11 protein-coding genes, 4 pseudogenes and 2 other annotated features are annotated in these 20,021 nt (G+C 34.2%); of the genes and pseudogenes, 13 read left to right on the plus strand and 2 right to left on the minus strand.

From position 1 onward, the window contains the following. Positions 1-215: 215 nt before the first annotated feature. From BAU23_RS08055 to BAU23_RS08070, 4 genes are all read left to right on the plus strand, one after another. Positions 216-1,094, plus strand: coding sequence for a class I SAM-dependent methyltransferase (locus BAU23_RS08055; RefSeq protein WP_000417081.1), 879 nt, complete (start codon positions 216-218; stop codon positions 1,092-1,094). Positions 1,095-1,514: 420 nt separating this feature from the next. After that, entirely contained in the window at positions 1,515-5,717 is a 4,203-nt protein-coding gene (locus BAU23_RS08060; RefSeq protein ID WP_071734011.1) for a bacteriocin-processing peptidase family protein, read from the plus strand. 98 nt (positions 5,718-5,815) lie between these two features. Then, positions 5,816-6,054, plus strand: a binding site (T-box leader). Positions 6,055-6,107: 53 nt separating this feature from the next. After that, positions 6,108-9,209, plus strand: a complete 3,102-nt coding sequence (gene ileS, locus BAU23_RS08065) for an isoleucine--tRNA ligase (protein ID WP_000754921.1) — start codon at positions 6,108-6,110, stop codon at positions 9,207-9,209. A 327-nt stretch (positions 9,210-9,536) separates the two neighbouring features. Then, positions 9,537-11,048, plus strand: coding sequence for a M36 family metallopeptidase (locus tag BAU23_RS08070; protein WP_000932731.1), 1,512 nt, complete (start codon positions 9,537-9,539; stop codon positions 11,046-11,048). A 104-nt stretch (positions 11,049-11,152) separates the two neighbouring features. On the opposite strand, the gene BAU23_RS08075 is transcribed toward BAU23_RS08070, so the two are convergent. Together BAU23_RS08075 and BAU23_RS08080 are read right to left on the minus strand one after the other, a co-directional pair. Further along, positions 11,153-11,632 carry a hypothetical protein gene (locus BAU23_RS08075; protein ID WP_071734014.1) on the minus strand — a complete coding sequence of 160 codons (480 nt, stop codon included), beginning with the start codon at positions 11,630-11,632 and terminating at the stop codon, positions 11,153-11,155. Positions 11,633-11,981: 349 nt separating this feature from the next. Then, positions 11,982-12,929 carry a carbohydrate binding domain-containing protein gene (locus tag BAU23_RS08080; protein ID WP_071734015.1) on the minus strand — a complete coding sequence of 316 codons (948 nt, stop codon included), beginning with the start codon at positions 12,927-12,929 and terminating at the stop codon, positions 11,982-11,984. 463 nt (positions 12,930-13,392) lie between these two features. Further along, positions 13,393-13,603: a binding site (T-box leader), on the plus strand. 108 nt (positions 13,604-13,711) lie between these two features. On the opposite strand from BAU23_RS08080, the gene aspS reads away from it, so the two are divergent. The 9 genes and pseudogenes from aspS to BAU23_RS31095 form a co-directional block, all read left to right on the plus strand. Then, positions 13,712-15,010, plus strand: coding sequence for an aspartate--tRNA(Asn) ligase (gene aspS, locus BAU23_RS08095; RefSeq protein WP_071734018.1), 1,299 nt, complete (start codon positions 13,712-13,714; stop codon positions 15,008-15,010). A 201-nt stretch (positions 15,011-15,211) separates the two neighbouring features. Then, positions 15,212-15,340 (plus strand): hypothetical protein, encoded by a 129-nt coding sequence (locus BAU23_RS30800; RefSeq protein ID WP_276327595.1) that lies wholly within the window; start codon positions 15,212-15,214, stop codon positions 15,338-15,340. Continuing rightward, a pseudogene (locus BAU23_RS08100) lies at positions 15,333-16,076 on the plus strand (hypothetical protein); the annotation flags it as partial. The gene BAU23_RS30800 and the pseudogene BAU23_RS08100, both read left to right, overlap by 8 nt. Before the next feature lie 128 nt (positions 16,077-16,204). Then, the gene (locus BAU23_RS08105) at positions 16,205-16,960 is read left to right on the plus strand and encodes a DUF975 family protein (protein ID WP_071734019.1); all 756 of its coding nucleotides are present in this window, start codon (positions 16,205-16,207) and stop codon (positions 16,958-16,960) included. A gap of 69 nt (positions 16,961-17,029) precedes the next feature. Next, complete coding sequence (locus tag BAU23_RS08110; RefSeq protein WP_071734021.1) at positions 17,030-17,467, plus strand: SseB family protein; 438 nt, start codon at positions 17,030-17,032, stop codon at positions 17,465-17,467. A 45-nt stretch (positions 17,468-17,512) separates the two neighbouring features. Next, positions 17,513-18,437: pseudogene (locus tag BAU23_RS30510) on the plus strand (WXG100 family type VII secretion target); the annotation flags it as partial. A 138-nt stretch (positions 18,438-18,575) separates the two neighbouring features. Next, positions 18,576-18,845: an HNH endonuclease gene (locus tag BAU23_RS30515; protein WP_078179046.1), complete on the plus strand. Its 270-nt coding sequence runs from the start codon at positions 18,576-18,578 to the stop codon at positions 18,843-18,845. A 15-nt stretch (positions 18,846-18,860) separates the two neighbouring features. Beyond that, positions 18,861-19,300, plus strand: a pseudogene (locus BAU23_RS08125) (SMI1/KNR4 family protein). Between the two features lie 551 nt (positions 19,301-19,851). Continuing rightward, positions 19,852-20,021, plus strand: a pseudogene (locus tag BAU23_RS31095) (WXG100 family type VII secretion target); the annotation flags it as partial.

Genomic DNA, 20,021 nt, shown 5'->3' on the forward strand with positions numbered 1-20,021 from the left:
ATCTCAATATTATTATGAAAAGGATTATATATCGTTTCAGGTATGTAATCCTTTTTATTTTTTTCAAAATTAGTTTGTCAAATAGGTGGAGAGTAAAGAACATGTACAATTTAACGTTTCAATTAAAATTAAACATCTCTAAAATTTTTAGAAACATAGGAATACATTTATTAAATGGAGAACTATAGTTTTGTATATAAAAGGAGGCGTGGGTTTTGGAAAAATATGATTGGAATAGTAAGCTAGTGTATTTAAGAAATACGAGAGATTTATATTATAACGATGATTATTTAAGTTTTTTAGTGAATACAGTTTGGAAGATTACTGAACCGGTACATATTGTTGATTATGGTTGTGGATATGGTTATTTAGGCTTAGTTTTGTTGCCGTTACTTCCAAATGGATCAAAGTATACAGGTATTGATAGCGGGGAAGCATTAATAGCTGAAGCGAGAGAGTTGTTTCGTTCGCTTCCATATGAATCAGAATTTATTAAAGGAGATGCTATAGAAATTGAATTGAAAAATAAATACGATATAGCAATCTGTCAGGCTTTCTTATTACATATGAGTTCCCCAAGAACGATGCTAGAGAAGATGATACATTCAATTAAACAAGGTGGTAAAATAATCTGTTTTGAACCACATTGGATGTCAAATATGTCTTCATACGTATTAGATGGAGAGAATCAATCGGAAATTATCCAGCTAGGTGTTTTGCAGAGATTATTTGAAAGAGATACACAGAGAAACGGTAGAGATGGCAACATTGGCATGAAAATACCAATGTATTTAAGTGAATTGGGTGTTAAAAATATTGAATGTAGAGTAAGTGATAAAGTGAATTTTTTAGATTCTAATTTAAATCAAAATGATAAGCAAGGATTATATAATTCTCTAAAAGAAGAGGGGATTGCAGGCAATCCGGGTGATAAACAGCAATTTATAGAACGTTTAATGGCCAGAGGATTAACATATGAAGAAGCGCTAGCTCAATATGAAGTGGAACTACGGTTTTTTAAAGCATTTCATATGCATTCATCTTTAGTATATGCTCCGAATATGAAAATTACATTTGGTGAAATAAAGAAGTAAATATCATATTAGAAAAGTAAGGGAGAAGGAGAATTGCTACATTTCTAATGTGGATAGGTTACCATTATTATCAAGATTTGTCGGTAAATCGATATATCTTATCAAATCGTTGATCTATTGTAAGTTACAAGAGATATATTCAGGAAATCGTTAATATAATTTCATCCACTGAATAAAGCCTCAAAAAAGAAGATAAAATTCATCTTCGAATAATACATGTTATTTCATCAAATTAAACAAAATAACGAGAAAAAGTATCGTTTTTAAGATATTTAGTTAAAAACTTGAATAATATTAAATAATATCGTTCATTATATGAGGTTTTAGTTGAATGCGTACTATATGATGTGTAAAATCTAAGCAAGTAGGTTAGAATACTGCTTGCAAATGGCAGTATAAATAATTATTTGAGGTGAATACATGCTAGATTTTAAACAATTAGAAGTTTGTTTGAAAGAAAAGAGATTTGTAGATGGATTACATGAGATAAATAATGAAATTGCACATATAAAAGAAACGAATAAGTTATCATACGTGAAGACCTGGCTTTCTAACGTTTCATCATTTGCGGAGTTTGATACATTAATTCGCCTTGCTGATGAAGGTTTGATGCATCAATATAGCTCCTTTTTAATTCGTTATACTTATAAAAAATTCTCTAATATGAGAACGCTCTCTTTATATTGTGATGAGTTAATTGATGAGCGTAAAATCCTTGATGCTGAACAATTATTAAAAGATTCTTTGGAAGAGGTAAATGAAGAGGAAACTGATGCGGACGTTTTAACGAAAGCATATTTTACGTTAGTTAGATGTTTGTTAGATATGAAGCGAAATGAAGAGGCCTATGCCTATATGCAAAAGGCGGAAAAGTATAGTACACGTGCAGTTTTTGATAAATGGGGTTACTTATATATACAGACTGGTGAGTGGGAGAAGGCAGAGGAACAACTTTTAGCCGGTCAGCAGCATAAAGATTGTGAAGAGTTAGCTACGTACCTATTGGCGCAATTATATGCATATAAAGGTGAACAGCAACGAGCGTTACAACTCATAAATGATGCGATTGCAAAGTTCCCTCAAGTACCATATTTCTATTTTGAGAAAGTAAAATATTTATTAGATTTAGAGCGCTATGAAGAAATGTTAGCGGTAATAGATAAAATTAATCACATGCTTCCGCATCATGCATATACAACTTATTTTATACATTTACGTGCAGAGGCATTTTATAAAATAAATAATATTCACGATTTGCAAGCACTATTGAAAAGTGAAAAGAGTTTGAAAAATTCTCTATATCATCATATAGAAAAAAATCCTGATGGAAAAAAGGTTCGTTTACCAATAGTTCCGGTTGTACAAAAGGATAACTACTGCGTTCCGACAAGTTTAGAAATGATGTTAGGGGTATGGGGAGAAAAACGTACGCAAGATGAAATAGCACAACATATTTTTGATGTAACAGGTTCTAAGTTTTCAGATACAGTTACATATATAGAGGAGCAAGGTTACGAATATCGTTATTTTCAAGGGAATGTGGAAAATTATAAGAGATTACTTGATCAAGGTATTCCCGTTTTATTAAGTATAGATATTGAGCACGCTTCCCATGTACAAGTACTTTCTGGTTATGACGACGTGCTGCAAGCTTTTTATATTCAAGATCCGAATTTCTTAGAACCGATTTTTGTGGAATATGATAAGTTGCAAGAAAAATATCGTTATACAGATTGTTTAGCTATTACTTTTACACCAAAAGATAGAATGGAACAACTTTCATTTTTAGATGAGGAAGAACATAATTATTATAAATCAATTTTTTCTCTTACTGATCATTTAGCTGAGCAAGATAAAGAGGGAATTGAAAAGTTAGTACTATTTTTAAAAGAAACAAGTGAAAATCCAAACACTTGGTTATATACGATTAAACATTTAGATGCGGAAGTAGATAAAGAGTTTATTCAGTTTTGTATAGAAAAATTAATGGGAAAGTTTCCGAGCTCTGACTTTGTGAAATTGCATAGTGCACAGTGTTTTATTCGTCTGCAAGATATGGAAAAAGCAGGACATATGCTTCAAAGTGTGGAGAAGAAAAGCAATCAAGCGTTGTATCATTTTATAAATGGACGGTATTCTTTTGAGCAAGATAATTATGCAGAAGCGATTGCTAGTTTTCGTTCATCATTACAACTGGATGCAGACCAACCAGTTGCGTGGAGTTTCTTAGCATTATCATACATGTATATGGATCAATCCGAAAAAGGGATAGAGTATTCTCTAACAGCTATAGAACGTAGCCCAGAAAGGTTTACACTTGTTAATCACGGTTTAATTTTAATAGATTTAGAACGATATGAAGAAGCATATGGATTCTTTAATGATTTATTAAAAGAATATAAGTATGAAGCGCACATTTGGTATGAACGTGCAAGATGTGCTCAACATTTAGGAAAAGTGTATTTGGCGGTAAAAGGACTTAAAGTAGCAATTCAATTAGATAAAACAGCAGCCTATTTATATACGAAGCTTTCGGAAATCTATGAATCAGATTTGGATGATGAGAAAAGTACGAAGGAAATTTTATTACAAGGAATTCAAAATTGTGAAGATCAGGCGTCTTTATATGTTCGTTTAGGAGATTTTTATTTTCAAAATGATGAACTTGAAGAAGCGGAAACTATTTATAAGCGCTCTTTAGAAGAAAATAATGAAGATGTATATTCTCATTTTGGTTTAATTCAAGTATACATGGCTAAGGAACAATATGAGGATGCAAAAAATTATATTGTTAGTATCAATAAGCAATTTGAGGGCAATCAAGATTTCCTTATGAATGCTGGTATGGTGCTGTGGGATGCTGAAATTGCGTTAGGCGGGAATGAATCTGAGTTGAAAACTGCACTTTCTAAATTAGAGGACGGTATACGAAAGTTATACAGTAATATAGAGAACGTGTTAGAAGAGTATGTAAATAGAATAAAAGGAACAGCTTTCGTGCAACGAGGCATAGCATTTTTAAGAACGTTACAAAAAGAAAAAACGGAAGTAATTGAATACGGTTGTTATGCTGGTATTTTATATGAATCTATTGGACAGTATGATCAGGCAATGAAGAGATACAATAAGGCAATCGAACAAAAGAGAACTGCTTTGCCATATTATCGAATCGGCGAAACATATATGGCATTAGGACAATTGACAGAAGCAAAGCAAGCGTATGAAATATGTTTAGAGCTGGATGAAAACTTCCCAGCTGTACATTTGCAACTAGCAGAAATATACGAAAAAGAAGAAGATCGTTCTAAAGAACAAAGTCATATGGTCCAGGCGATGAAAGAAGAGCCTTTGCATATTAATATAGAATATTTGGCACAGCTTTCAGTAGATTTGAATCTTCATGAAGATTTGCTGACTGAATTAGAACAATTAGCAGGAGAAGTACCCGAAATATGGCGTTTAGATGCGATTGCATATGTATATGGTGCGATGAATGAAATAGATAAAGAACAGGCGCGAATTGAAGAAGCGCTACAATTAGATGAGGGACATACAGAAGTTCTATATCATTATGCGAAAGTATTAGTGAAAAAAAGAGATGCGAGTGCAATTGAAGTTGCAATGAAAGTAATGCATAAAGAATTAAATAATGAACGTATATTTGATGTATATGTAAAAGCAGTAGAACAACATAAAAAAATATCTCAAATACGAGACGCACTTCATACGTTAAAGGTGAAAAAAGCAGAAAGAAGTATGGCATTTATGTATGCAGCAGCTGCGATTACAGAAAGATGGATTGAACGCCAACAAAATGAACAGCCGAAAAAATCTATATTTACGAGAGCTTTTTATCGTATGAAAAATCGCGCGAAAGAAATTTCAATGATTACTACAATCATTGATTTATATGAAATCTCGTTAAAATTAAATCCGAAAAATAGTATGGCAGCGAGGCGATTTGCAATATTTTACGAGAATGCGGCAATGAATAAAGAAGCAATAGAAGTATTGCAAACATCGCTAGAAAATAAATGGGATTATGATGTAGCGAAGCAACTTGTAAATCTTTTCATTGAGTGTGAAGAAGAAGGCATGTTACGAGATGCTTTGGAATTAACGAAGCAAATGGTTCGAGAACTACCGGATGATTATGATACGCTTCTTTTGCAAGCACAAGTATTCTTGAAAGCTGGGGAAGAAAGAAAAGCAGAAAAAATATGTTTACAATTAACGGGAAAAACACCGTTTGTAAGTAGAGGATTCCTTACTTTAGCAGAAATATACCAAAGTCAAGAGAGGTTTGAGGATGCGATTCATTTATTAGAAGATGCTGCTGTAGATCATCCAAATGAAACGGCAATTCTTATTGCTTTAGCATCTTCGTATCATAGAGCTGGGCGAACTGTCAAAGCAGAAAAAATAACAAATGATATATTAGAAATTGATGCTACACACTTGTTAGCAAGATACGACCACGCTTGCTACTTAGCGTTATTAAACAGAAATGAAGAGGCGAAAGAAGAACTTGAAATTGTGCTTCGTGAAGATGAGACGGGATTCTTTGCTGAACTTGCAGAGGAAGATGAAGATTTAGCGGGATTACGAGAATTTGAAAATTAATTGTATAGAAATAGATAAAAAGGATATAAATAAAAATATATTTTGAATTAGTTGACAATTAATTGCCCAATGGCATAAAATAACTTTTAATAAAGTATACAAATCTGAAGACGAGAAAGAGTAAAACAGTGAACTGTTCTCCAGAGAGCCGGTGTATTGCTGAAAGCCGGTGTGCAGACGTTATTTGAAAATCATCTCCGAGGAGCCGTGGCTGAATAAAGTAAGCTCGGACGGATGTCTACCGTTACAAAGAACGCGTATGTTAGTACGTTGCTAAGTGCTATTAGCGAAGAGCTAATAGAATTAGGGTGGTAACGCGGTTAAACCCGTCCCTACTTCATAGGGACGGGTTTTTTGTGTGCTTTAAAACATTCAAAGGAGTGATTGTAGATGAAGAAAGTAGATGTAAAAGAGTCAGCTGTAGGGAGAGAAACACGTATTCGTAAGCAGTGGAACGAGCAAAGTATTTTCGAGCAATCAATTCAGAATCGAGAAGGCGCACAGTCTTTTGTATTTTATGAAGGACCACCAACGGCGAATGGATTACCGCATGTAGGTCATGCGCTTGGACGGACAATTAAAGATGTAGTAGCAAGATATAAAACGATGGCTGGATATAAAGTGTTACGAAAAGCGGGATGGGATACACACGGTTTACCTGTAGAATTAGGTGTTGAGAAGCAACTCGGTATTTCTGGTAAACATGAAATCGAAGAGTATGGAATTGAGCCATTTATTCAAAAGTGTAAAGAAAGTGTATTCACATATGAGAAGCAGTGGCGTGAATTCACTGAAAGCATCGGTTATTGGGTAGATATGGATGATCCATACGTTACGTTAGAGAATCCATATATCGAAAGTGTATGGCATATTTTAGGAACGATTCATGAAAAAGGATTATTGTATAAGGGGCATAGAGTTTCACCATACTGCCCAAGCTGTCAAACTTCATTAAGTTCACATGAGGTTGCACAAGGGTATAAAACAGTAAAAGATTTAAGTGCAACAGTTAAGTTTAAAGTGAAAGATAGTGAAAATGAGTATTTCCTAGGTTGGACAACGACACCTTGGACACTTCCAGCAAATGTTGCGCTCGCTGTACATCCAAATATGGAATACGTGAAAGCGAAACAAGAAGGTCATGTATACATTGTTGCGAAAGAACGTGTACAAGATGTATTAAAAGAAAACTATGAAGTATTATCTGTTCATAAAGGCGAAGAATTAGTAAACACATCTTATACAGCACCGTTTCCGATGAAGGAAGTTACGAATGGGTACCACGTAATTGCAGCAGATTTTGTCACGGCAGATAGTGGTACAGGACTTGTTCATATCGCTCCAGCATATGGGGAGGACGATTATAGAGTCGTTCAAAGTGAAGGATTGTCGTTCTTACATGTTGTAGATGAGAAAGGTGAGTATACGGATGCAGTACCATTTCTTAAAGGTAAGTTTGTAAAAGATTGTGACGTGGATATCGTTCGTTATTTAGCGAAAGAAGGGTTACTATATCATAAAGAAAAATATGAACATAGCTATCCGCATTGCTGGCGCTGTGATTCACCATTACTTTATTATGCAGGAGAAAGCTGGTTAATCCGAACAACTGAGATTAAAGAAACATTTTTACGAAATAATGATTCTGTTACGTGGTATCCAGACCATATGAAACATGGCCGGTTTGGTAAGTTTTTAGAAAACATGGTGGACTGGAATATTAGCCGGAATAGATATTGGGGAACACCTTTAAACGTATGGGAATGTGAAAGCTGCGATCATCAATTCGCACCGAAAAGCATTGCCGAATTAAGAAAGCATAGTACGAAAGAAACACCTGAAGATTTAGAATTGCATAAGCCGTATGTAGATGAAGTGCAAGTTTGCTGCGAAAAATGCGGAAGTACAATGAATCGTACACCAGAAGTAATTGATGTTTGGTTTGATAGTGGTTCGATGCCGTTTGCACAATATCATTATCCATTTGAAAATAAAGAGTTATTTGAAGAACAGTTTCCAGCGGATGTTATTGCAGAAGGCATTGATCAAACACGCGGATGGTTTTATAGTTTATTAGCAGTATCAGCACTATATACAGGAAAAGTACCTTATAAACGAGTGTTATCACTAGGGCATGTTCTAGACGAGGAAGGACAGAAAATGTCTAAAAGTAAAGGAAATGCACTAGATCCAGTCGATTTAGTAAATCAGTTTGGTGCAGATGCTTTAAGATGGGCTCTACTTGTTGACAGTGCTCCGTGGAATGCAAAGCGTTTTTCTGAAAGAACAGTACTGGAAGCGAAATCTAAATTTGTAGATACGTTAGTCAATGTGTATAGCTTCTACGTTTTATATGCAAATTTAGATGAGTATAATCCGAATGAAACCTATGATGTAAAGCGAACGAAATTGGATGAATGGGTATTATCAAGATTGCATAGCACAACGAAAAAAGTGAGAACAGCACTTGATGATTATCAATTTACGAATGCAGCTCGTGAAATCGCGGCGCTTGTAGATGAAGTAAGTAACTGGTACGTAAGACGATCACGTAATCGTTTCTGGGAGTCTGGTATGAATGCTGAAAAAGCAGCTGCGTATGAGACACTTCATGAAGTACTTGTGACAATTAGTAAATTAATTGCACCATTTACACCGTTTGTCGCTGAAGATATTCATTTGAATTTAACTGGAAGTAGCGTTCATTTAGAGGATTATCCAGTTGTAAATGAATCACTACTTCAGCCGAAATTAGAAGCGGAAATGGATGCTGTTTTACAAGTTGTTGAACTTGGAAGAAGTAATCGTAATCAGCATTCATTAAAAGTAAAACAGCCGTTAGCAGAACTTGTATTACTAGCGCATAATGAAAATGATATGGATTGGGAATCTTATCGTGATATTGTAATGGATGAGCTAAATGTAAAAGCGTTCCATGTTGAACTCGATGAAACGAAATACACGTCCTATCAATTAAAGCTGAATTTTAAAACAGCTGGGCCGAAGTTTGGTAAAAGTGTGAATGCAGTAAATGGCTGGCTAAAACAATTATCAAAAGAAGAAGTACAACACTTTGTATCTACAGAAAGAGCTGTTTACGAAGTAGCACCAGGAGAAGAAGTAGTGGTAACAGCTGAAGATGTATTAGTAGAGAAAGTTGCAAAATCAGGATTCTCTAATACGACTAACGGACAATATACAGTTATGTTAGATACGAATGTAACGGAAGAATTGTTACAAGAAGGAGTAGCGCGCGAATTCATTCGAGCGGTTCAAGAATATCGTAAACAGTTGAATTTACCGGTTAATTTACGAGTCGATGTTATTCTTGATACAGCGGAAGAACTAAAGCGAACATTAACGAACCATAAAGAGTTGTTGGAAGAAAACTTACTCGTTAAGCGATTTACATTTGGAAACTTAACGAATGAAGATGATGAATTATCTTTAGGTGAGACAAAAGTCCGAATTAAATTAAGCGCGGCTCATTAAAGAAAAAGGAAGTTGGAATGATTCCAACTTCCTTTTTGTATGATGGGAATTTATCCGGCCAATTTCCTCATAATCCATTCGATAGAGCCTCTAGAAAATTTCTTTCTTCATAGCACCTAAATAAAATACTGTAAAAATATATTTCTACAGTATTTTTCTCATTTTACACATAAATATTGAGAAAATTTCACTTACCCAAAATGTAAAGGTAATAGAATTGTTTGTATAGAATTACTCGTAGATTCAATTTTTATCCGGCTACTTGTGGACAGTAATAGCCCACTGGGAATGGGGTAAAGGTTTCAATTTATTAGGGGGAGTGGTTTTATGTTAAACAAAAAAATGGTGGCAATGGCAATGACTGTGCCATTAGTAATGGGGACGATTTCTACGGTTTCGGCATTGGAAAAACAGCAGCAAGTAAAGCTAGAAGCTTATTCGCCGCAGAAAAAAGCAATTGAATATTTAAAAGGACATGCTACGGAATATGGATTGAAGGCAGACCTTTCAGACTTACAATATATTTCTACAACAGAAACGTCAGTAGCTTCATATGTTAGGTTTCAGCAAGTTGTTAATGGTGCCCCTGTATTTTCAAAACAAATTACAGTTACTATTAATGGACAGGGGCAGGGATTACTTGCTGTTTCTGATTACCAGGCAGTTCAAAGTGTGAAAGAAATAGCGAATAAGATTAGTGAAAAAGATGCTGAACAAAAATCAATGGCGTATGTTGGAGGAGAAAGCGAGCAAAACTTATGGGCTCCTACAGAGAAAGAGTTTGGATATATTATTGAGGATGGAGTAGCTATCCCAGTATACAAAGTTTTAGTCCATTCTAATAAACCTTTCGGTGCATGGGAAACATTTATTGACGCAGAAAATGGAAAGTTAATTAAAAAGGTTGATATAAACCGAAAAGCAGAAGGATCAGGAAAAGTATTTTTACCTAATCCAGTCGTATCTAGTGGTAGTAAAGTAGGCTTAAAAGATAATAACGATGCAGATTCTACAGCTCTAACGAATCAATTGAAGACCGTTACTTTAAAAGGTCTAGATGGTAGCGGATCTTTAATTGGGGAGTATGTCACGATTTCTTCAAAAGCGAAGACGAAATCTACAAATTTACAATTTAACTATACACGTGCAAATGATAGTTTTGAAGATGTTATGTCATATTATCATATTGATACATTACAGCGTTACATTCAAGGATTAGGCTTTAAAAATATTAATAATCGTTCGATTAAAGTAAATGTAAATGGTACAACTGACGATAATTCATTCTATTCTCCATCAACGAAAGCTTTAACTTTTGGTACTGGCGGTGTAGATGACGCAGAAGATGCGGGCATTATCGCGCATGAATATGGTCATTCTATTCAAGATAATCAAGTACCAGGATTCGGAAGTTCACCAGAAGGTGGAGCGATGGGAGAAGGGTTTGGAGACTTCTTAGGTGCTACGTATGAAGATGCAGTATCGACAACAGGATACGGAAAAGCATGTGTTGGAGAATGGGATGCGACTGCTTATTCTAGTTCAGATCCGACGTGTTTGCGCCGATTAGATACGAATAAAGTGTATCCGAAAGATGTTACAAATGAGGTACATGATGATGGGGAAATTTGGGCACAAGGTCAATATGAGATGGCACAAGCTTTTGGACGTGATGTGGCAACAAAAATTATTTTACAATCACATTGGTCATTAACGCCAAATGCTAAATTCCGTGACGGGGCAAAAGCAATTAAGCAAGCGGATGCTCTTTTATATGGCGGACAACATGCGGCTGAAATTGATCGCATTTGGGCAGCGAGAGGAATTAGCACAAATTAATATAAAAAGTCGTGGCGTTTATAAGCCACGACTTTTTAATTTGCTTAAGAACTGGTACTGGAAAACTTATTGGTATCGGTAATAATGTACATATACCAATAAGTTTATTTTACTGCTTCTTTAAAAACAAAATGCTCTTTAAATTTTCTAGACTCAACTTTTTGGCCGTTTCGCATAGATCGGAAAGGGTGTTCTTGCCAAGTGATTATAACGTCAACCGCATCTGATTTTGTAGAAACAGGGAAGTTAGCATGTCTAAATCCAGTTTTTCCACTTGCTAGACGACCTTCTTTTAGGGAAAAGAGTTCGTATTTTGTTTTCATATTTGGTTCATTGCGGAAGACTTCAACTTGTACGTTATATACTTCGTTTTCTCCAACATTCTTTACTGAAAATTGATATGTTTGAAATTTATCTTTTTTAGCTTGAAGCATATTTTTACTTGTTTTTTTCGGTTCATCAATATTCACTTGCCATTGATCAGAGTTTTGAGAGATTGGTAAAGATTTTGGTGAATAGGCGTATGTTTCATTAACTACAACTAAGCATAATAATAGGAGAAAGAAACTAATTGTTTTTTTCATATGTACACCTCCGATAAAACTTTAATAATAATATGCGTGGGAAATGCTTATTTTATGTAATAAAATGGAAAAAATGAAATTGAATGGATTTGAGAAAGAAAAAATATTTTGTAAAAAGAAGCATAAGCTGGCCGTTTTGGCCAACTTATGCTTCCATGATTTGAAGAATATTTTTAATGTCGCTTTTTAATAAAGTCGCGACTTTTAGGGATAGCATCACATTGCCATCAATTTAAGAAATTCATTGTTCCTCAAAATGAAAAAACGAGCTGAATTCCCATAAATAAATGTAGCAAGAACAAACTTCGTTTTGGATACATTTCAAAGTCTCAAGTCGATAGGCATATGGCTACTTTTCAACTAGTACGATATCATCAAGATAGGCATGAAGATATTCATTATCATCGCCTGGTAATACGGAATCAGTAAAAATGATGATGTTTGGACTTGGAGAACTATAATTTCGAGTAGTAAATTCGAACGATTTTTGTTCATACTGTGAGGAAGTAAATCCAATGCCGACTACTTTTATTACATCAGGCCCCCCTGCTTCTACGTATATACTTCTACCAGGAGTAGTTACTTTTCCAGATACGGACAGTATGTATGTAGTATTAGGCTTCAAAGTTACTCTCCCCCTAAATCCACCGCCATATCCACTTAAATGAAGTCCTTTAGAATTATTTACTCCTGCATGCTCTTCAATATTGTAATTTATATAGCCCTCAAGTTTAAAAGGTTCTAAACTTGAATTGTAGTCAAAATCAATATTAAAAATATAAGATTTCTCCTTTTCCTTTAATTGTACATTATCAAACTTAACCCTCCCATTTGTTGTAGAAGCAAGTTTGACAGCAAAGTTTGACACATCTTCCCCTGTTTTAAACTTTATTTCATGATGTTCCGGCTTAAATCCTGTATACTGCTTCTTTGTTAATGGAACGATTTCTTGATTGGCATTCAGATTACCTACTGTTACTTCTGATGGGGAAACTATACTTCCCGCTATATCAAATGTTAATGTATATTCTGTATTCGGCTTTACAGTAACAAGCTGATAGGCTGTGTCTGCATGTATTAATTTGAGATAATGATTGCCTGGTTCAGAAGTGCCGATATTCTCGGTAGAAGAATTAGGATTAGATAAAATCCAGTTATTTAGCCCATCCTCAAAGTCTCCATTCCTAACTTGTTCATTTGCAGAGGGACTATCTGCTAATACAATACCTGAAAAACCTATACTGGCACTTAATACAATTGCTGTAGAAAATACTCCTATACCGAATTTTTTAAACAATTTCTTCATCTCCTTTGGTCAGATTAAAATTTACTTTTTCACATTTCTATATATATTTGGATAAACCTTCCAAAGAACGCCTTTGTTAATAAATAATTTATGTATCCGAGATTAAGGTTATTTTCATTTGAAAGATCTTCAACATATACAAGGACACCTCGCTCAAATTGAACGGGTAAAGAAAGCATATCAAGAGAGCACAGTGACCTATTAACTCACGGAAGTGTCAGTTCCACTTTCTCTTTTATTAAGGTTATTAGTATCAATTTGACCAAGTTATGCTTCGAACTGCGGCTAACTTATAGGTAAAGTGACATATTTCTAAGCTGTCAAATGATAATTGTATAGAGTTCAATGTTCATATTACATATCTTTAGAAGGGGTTTGTTTAGTGAGAAATTGAAATATTTTTCTAAAAGGGCTTGCGTTTTATAAAGTAAAGAGATAGAATACTCTGTAAATATAAAAAGTGATGATCAGGAAAAGTACATGGTGCAAAGGTCTACAGAGAGCAATCGGTTGTTGAGAAGATTGCGATACCGCATGATGGAAAGACACCTGTGAGTGTTGCTTTGAACGTGATAATTAGTAAAAGCAAACGGTACCTACCGTTATCAGGGCTAAGATGGTCATTATGACAATTTGGGTGGTACCGCGGAAAATCCGTCCCTATTTATAGGGGCGGATTTTTGTATTCTTTGAAAGGAGGTGAGTGACCGTGGATGATGCCGATGACAACAACAATAACGTAAATAAAAATAAAATTAATGGAGGGAAATGTAATGGATGCAATAATGAAGCGTTCACTCACAAAAGAATGTAAGGAACAAAGCGGAAAGGTTGTATTACTTCAAGGATGGGTAAAAAAGGTTCGTCATCTAGGTAATGTTAGTTTTTTATTATTACGGGACCGAACGGGAGTTATTCAATGTGTATTAGAAAACGGGTTAGCTGGATATAAAGTAGATGTGGAAAGTGTCGTTCAAATAGTTGGTCAAATAGTAGAGACTTCGAAAACAGAATTAGGGGTTGAAGTGCTTGCACATGAAGTGAAAATATTAAATGGCGCAGAACCACTTCCATTTGAAATAAATAAAAAGAAGTTACAAGTTGGCTTAGATCAACTACTGAATGAGCGGGTATTATCATTAAGACATGAGCGAATCGCGGCGATATTTAAAGTGAAATCTACACTTGTTCAGAGCTTTAGTGAATTTCTTATAGAGAACGATTTCACACGTATATTTACTCCAAAAATTGTTTCGCAAGGGGCAGAAGGAGGAGCGAATGTTTTTAAGCTTCCATACTTCCAAAAAGAAGCTTATTTAGCGCAATCACCACAGTTTTATAAACAAATGATGGTAGCTGGAGGGTTAGAACGTGTTTTTGAAGTTGCACCTGTTTACAGAGCGGAACACCATAATTCTTCCCGTCATTTGAATGAATATATATCGTTAGACGTAGAACTTGGATTTATTCATGATTTTTATGAAGTGATGCAATTAGAAACGGATGTTTTACGATATATGTTTCAACAAGTAGCAAAAATCTGTGAAAAAGAACTACAACTATTACAAATAGAAGTACCTGTTATTACAGAAATACCTAAAATCACATTGTTAGAAGCACAAGATATTTTGAAAAATAAATACCGGAAAGAATCGCCGATTGGGGATTTAGATACAGAAGGTGAAAAGCTATTAGGTAAATATGTGAAGGAAACATATAATAGTGAATTTGTCTTTATTACACATTATCCGAAAGAAGCGCGACCGATGTATACAATGCCGAATAAGGAGAACGAAGCCGAAACGGATTCATTTGACCTATTATATAAAGGATTAGAAATAACGTCAGGTGCACAGCGTATTCATAATCATGAAATGTTACTCGCATCTTTTAAAGAAAAAGGATTACATCCAGAGAAATTTCAATCTTATTTAAATACATTCCGATATGGTTGTCCACCGCATGGCGGTTTTGGAATTGGATTAGAAAGGGTTGTATATAAACTTTTAGAATTAACAAACGTACGAGAGGCGAGCGCTTTTCCGAGAGATTGTACACGTCTTATGCCATAACATTAAAACCCTTCTATATTATAGAAGGGTTTTATGCATTTCAACATAAGTTAAAGGAGATAATAATGGATTTTTGTGTGAAAAAATGTAAATTATATCAAGAAAATTTTATAATGAATTGAGAAAAAGAAAATTCATAAGTTATAATAAAATATGAATATAAAAATAGTTCATATAATAATGTATGGAAGGGTATGAAACATGCTATATCAAACACAAGCAACACAACAAACACCAGCGTATATAATTTATCTTCTTGATGTAAGCGCATCAATGAATCAAATGATGGATGCAGGGGGAGAAGAAAAAAGAAGAATTGATATGGAATAAAATAAATGGAACGACAGGATGGCAAAGTGAAGTAGGAAAAACAGTATTACCTTCATACACATTACTTGCACAGTTGAAAGATATTGATAAAACGATTGGTCAAATTAGTGGTATGAATATGATTGATAATGCATCAAGAAAAATGGAGGGAATTCAACTTGTACAATTAGCAGGTGATGAAGCAAATAAAGAAGGACAAACGAGCCTTGATAATGCTTTACATTATTATGGTCAAGCAGCTTCCCGTGGTGTTCTTGAAAAAACAGGATTTTCTGATGTTACTAGTCGTGTAATCAAAGAAGCAAAAGAATTAGAAAAAACTCAATATAAAGCTGCATTAAACAAATATCAAATTTTATATAAAACACCAGGAATTGAAGAGTTAGGAATTAAGGATGGGATAAAAGCGAAAATTGAGTACTTGAGTACATTTGATGCTGCAAATGTAAGCGGGAAGAAAGATACGATTGAAGATTTAGCTTCAGCGATTGAATTAACTTATCATTCGATGGAACTAGGATATCCAGAAGCAGATGCAAAAGAATGGATGAATACGGTAGCTTTAATAATGCTGAATAAAGGTGTAGGATACATGTCGTCAAATGATACGAATAATGCATATAAATGTTTTGAATTTTTAACTCGTGATAAATATGCAAATGCTATTAATGGGGAAATAACTAAACAAGCAAAAAAGAAAGCAGATACAATTAAAGCTATGAATGTTCAAAAATAATTAGATTTAAATTTCGCATAAGGAGTAAGTATTAATGAGTTTAGTAGAAATTTGAATTCTACTAAACTCATTAATTATTCATTAAAGTCACACTTTGCATAATAAAGAATTTGAAAGGTGGAAAAAAGATGATTAGCAATTTAAAAAGGGAAGCATTATCCTCATTGAAAGGCCGATGGGGATTAGGGGTAGGTTCAACGTTTCTTAATTACCTCATTCCCGCAGCAAGTATGTATTTCATCGGTATAGTAGTATTTCTAATTTTTGGTTTGTTCATAGACGTTTTAGGACCAGAGAACCTTGTATATTATTCATATGGCGAACCTCAAATTAATTTTGGAGTTATTTTATCTCAAATTATTATATGGGCTATTATTTTTATTCTTTACATTGTTGTACAAAGTGTTATGAGTTACGGCTATTATAATATCACATTAGGTTTAGCGAAAAATGAATCTACCACAATTGGTGATTTATTTGCTGGTTTCAATTCAAATAATATATTTAGAGCTATGAAACTAGGTATCTTACAAACAATATTTATTAGCTTATGGAGTCTTTTATTCATTGTTCCAGGTATTATTAAATTTTTCTCTTATTCTATGGCTTACTACATTATGTTAGAGGATCCAGAATGTACAGCAAGTGAAGCAATTAAAAAAAGTAAAGTGATGATGAAAGGACATAAGTTAGATTTATTTATCACTTGGTTAAGTTTCATTGGTTGGTTTATTTTAGGTTCATTGGTGGGAATATTTACACTAAATCTCCCATATCTTTGGATTTCGCCATATTATACTACTACAGTATCACATTTCTACTTAAATCTAGTGAATAAAACTAATAATACAAAAGAAGTACCAGTTATTAATGTTCAAAAATAATCGGATTTAAAATTCGCCATCTTACTTTCAGTAAGATGGCGAAATTATTCCAAATAGGGGTGAATATTAATGAGTTTACTAGAAATTTGCCCATTAGATGAGGCATTAGTGGAAGCTTTACAGAATGAAGAAAAAAGAGTTCGTTTTTATGAGATGTTACAGAAATCAAATTTATACGTTGTAGCTTCTGTCGAAGGAGATACAACTGTAGATGAAGAAGGGGATTTGGTTTCAACTGATAATACACAATTGCTAATTCATTATTTTGAAATGGAAGAAGGATTAATATTACCACTGTATTCAGATTTGAAACATTTAGAAATGGTTATTCCAGAAGAATGTCCGTATGTCTCAATGAATGCAGTTGAATTATTGAAGACGATAGATTTAGAGGCAAATGTCATATTGAACCCAGGAACAAAATTTCAAAAATTATTTGTAAAGGAAGAAATTGAAGCGATTTGTGATAACAGTATTTTTGATGTTTTCTTTAAAGAGAATAAGTAAAATTGATGCAGTTCTATTTCTTTTTGGTATAAAAAAGAGGAAGGTTTGGAGATCCAGGTCAAACCTGAACAACTCGAACAAATTGCCAAAAACATATCAGAGATGCAAACACACAGCCAGAATATACAACAAAATCTCAATCAATCTATGTTTAGTATTCAAATGCAATGGCAAGGGGCAACGAGTCAGCATTTTTATGGGGAATATATGAGATCAATGAGACTCATGGAATCTTACATACGTAACTTACAAGTTACAGAAAAAGAATTACGGCGTATTGCTCAAAAGTTTCGTCAAGCAGATGAAGAATATCAAAAGAAACAAACCGGAAAATTGAAAGAAACCCATACAAAAGAAACATGAAAAATCATGGTGGGAAAAGGGAATAGAAGGAGCAGCTGAATTCATTGGAGTAAATGATGCAATTCGTGCAGTTACCGGTAAAGATCCTATTACAGGAAAAGAATTATCATCAAAAGAAAGACTCATCGCCGCAGGATGGACACTCCTAAACTTTGTTCCTGTTGGAAAAGTGGCAAGTCTTGCTGGAAAAGGAATAAAGTATGTCGCTTCTAGCTTTGGGAAGACGATTGTAAAAGCAGGAAAAAGACTAGGCGAAGGCGTAACAATGGTAGCCGGAAAAGCTGGAAAAGCAGCCGTCGATGGTATAAAAACAGCCAGCCACAAAGTAAAAGAGGGTGTAAACTTTGTAGCCTCCACAGCAAAAGGCTTTGCCGACAAAATTGGAAGCCTATGGAACAAAGGTGCCACAACCGTAAAAACAACCTTCTTGCAGGGGAATGAAAAGATCCAGCACGCAGTAAAAACATTACTGGAATACAAATGGATCCCAGGCGAGGGAAAAGGCTTCGCCATGGCTGGAGTAGGAAATGTCTCAGGAGGAGGACAGTATTCTCTGAAAGAGGCTTATCAGTATATGGAGAGTAAGGTTGTTAAGGGTACGGGTAAAAATCCAGAAATAGTAAAGTTTACAGAGGAACAATTATCTACTAAACTCTTATATTCTAGGGATCCTGAAAAATGGCAGAAAAAAGGTGGGAAAATCGAAATTAGTGAGGAAGGAATATGGACTTATATTGATTGGGAGATTCCTCCAAATCGAGTTTCTTATCCTGGAGGTTTTCCCGACTTTAAATCTGCTGGGTTGGTAAGACAAGAAGTTCCGATAGGTGAATTTAATAGATATGACATTGATTTTGCTAAGGCTGATGAATTAGCTCCAAATGGACCAAAATTAGATGAAAACACATGGCACCATCATCAAGATTTAACAACAATGCAAGAAGTTAGTAAAGAGATGCACAGAAGATTTCGACATATGGGTGGAATGTCATTAGCTAAGAAGTTAAAAGATTAAATAGGAGTGAAATAAATGAATTTAAATGCTTTTGGTAAAGCAACTGAAGAATCAATTAAAGAATTAGAAGAGTTTTTAGGATTTCTACTTCCGGAAGATTATAAAAATTTTTTAAGTGAATATAACGGAGGGACTTCGAAAGTTAGGTATAGTAAATTTTTTGTTAAAGAATTAAATCAGGAAATCCCTTTAGATGTTTTGTATGGTATAGGTGTAAAAAAACTTTTGATTTAAGTGAATGCTATGAAGAGTTTGAAGAAGATATGTTACCGAACAGTTTAATAATAGGAGATGATCCGAGTTCAGGGTTAATTGTACTTATTACAGATACTGAAAACCATGGTGTATATTATTGGGATCACTCTTTTTATTTTCCACATTCTAGTGAAGAAGAAAATACGTATAAAATAGCTAATAGCTTTAAGGATTTTATTAATGGATTGAAGAATCCTTAATTATTAACTTTTGTATATTGTAATTAATAATTTAAGAGGTTAAGCAAATATACGAAATGAATTACAGTGACTTTACACATGAGAATGTCAAAAGTTGTGGTGCATGGTTAAAGATAACAAGCATATATGTAGATGAGTAAAAAATAAAGTATATTTGCAGTGAAAAAAAGCATAGGCTGTTAGAAAGTACGTACTTCATGATGGTTGTACCATCATGGAGTACTATGTGCAATGATAGAATAGAAAACGAAGTACGAGCTTAGGCGAGATGACATTTTACTGGGTGATGAATATAAACACATGGAATGTATATTAAACTAATGAACTCGTACAAACTCGTAAGTTTTAACGTAGTAGTTTTTATGACATACAAAAGGTATCGTATTTTTACTGCAAGATTTACAAATTTATGCTACTTAAAAACATATGAACTTAAAGCGCTTGATTGTCGACTAAAGGCAACAAGTGCTTTTTTCGTCTTAGTATAGAAATAAGATATAATAAAAAAGTTAATATTTCGTTAGATTGAGAAAATAAAAAGTATCTACTAAAAAGCAGCTGTCGATGGTATAAAAACAGCCAGCCACAAAGTAACAGAAGGTGTAAACTTTGTAGCCTCCACAGCAAAAAGCTTTGCCGATAAAATCGGAAGTCTATGGAACAAAGGTGCCACAACCGTAAAAACAACCTTCTTGCAGGGGAATGAAAAGATCCAGCACGC

It is taken from the genome of Bacillus nitratireducens, from assembly GCF_001884135.1.
Lineage (GTDB): Bacteria > Bacillota > Bacilli > Bacillales > Bacillaceae_G > Bacillus_A > Bacillus_A nitratireducens.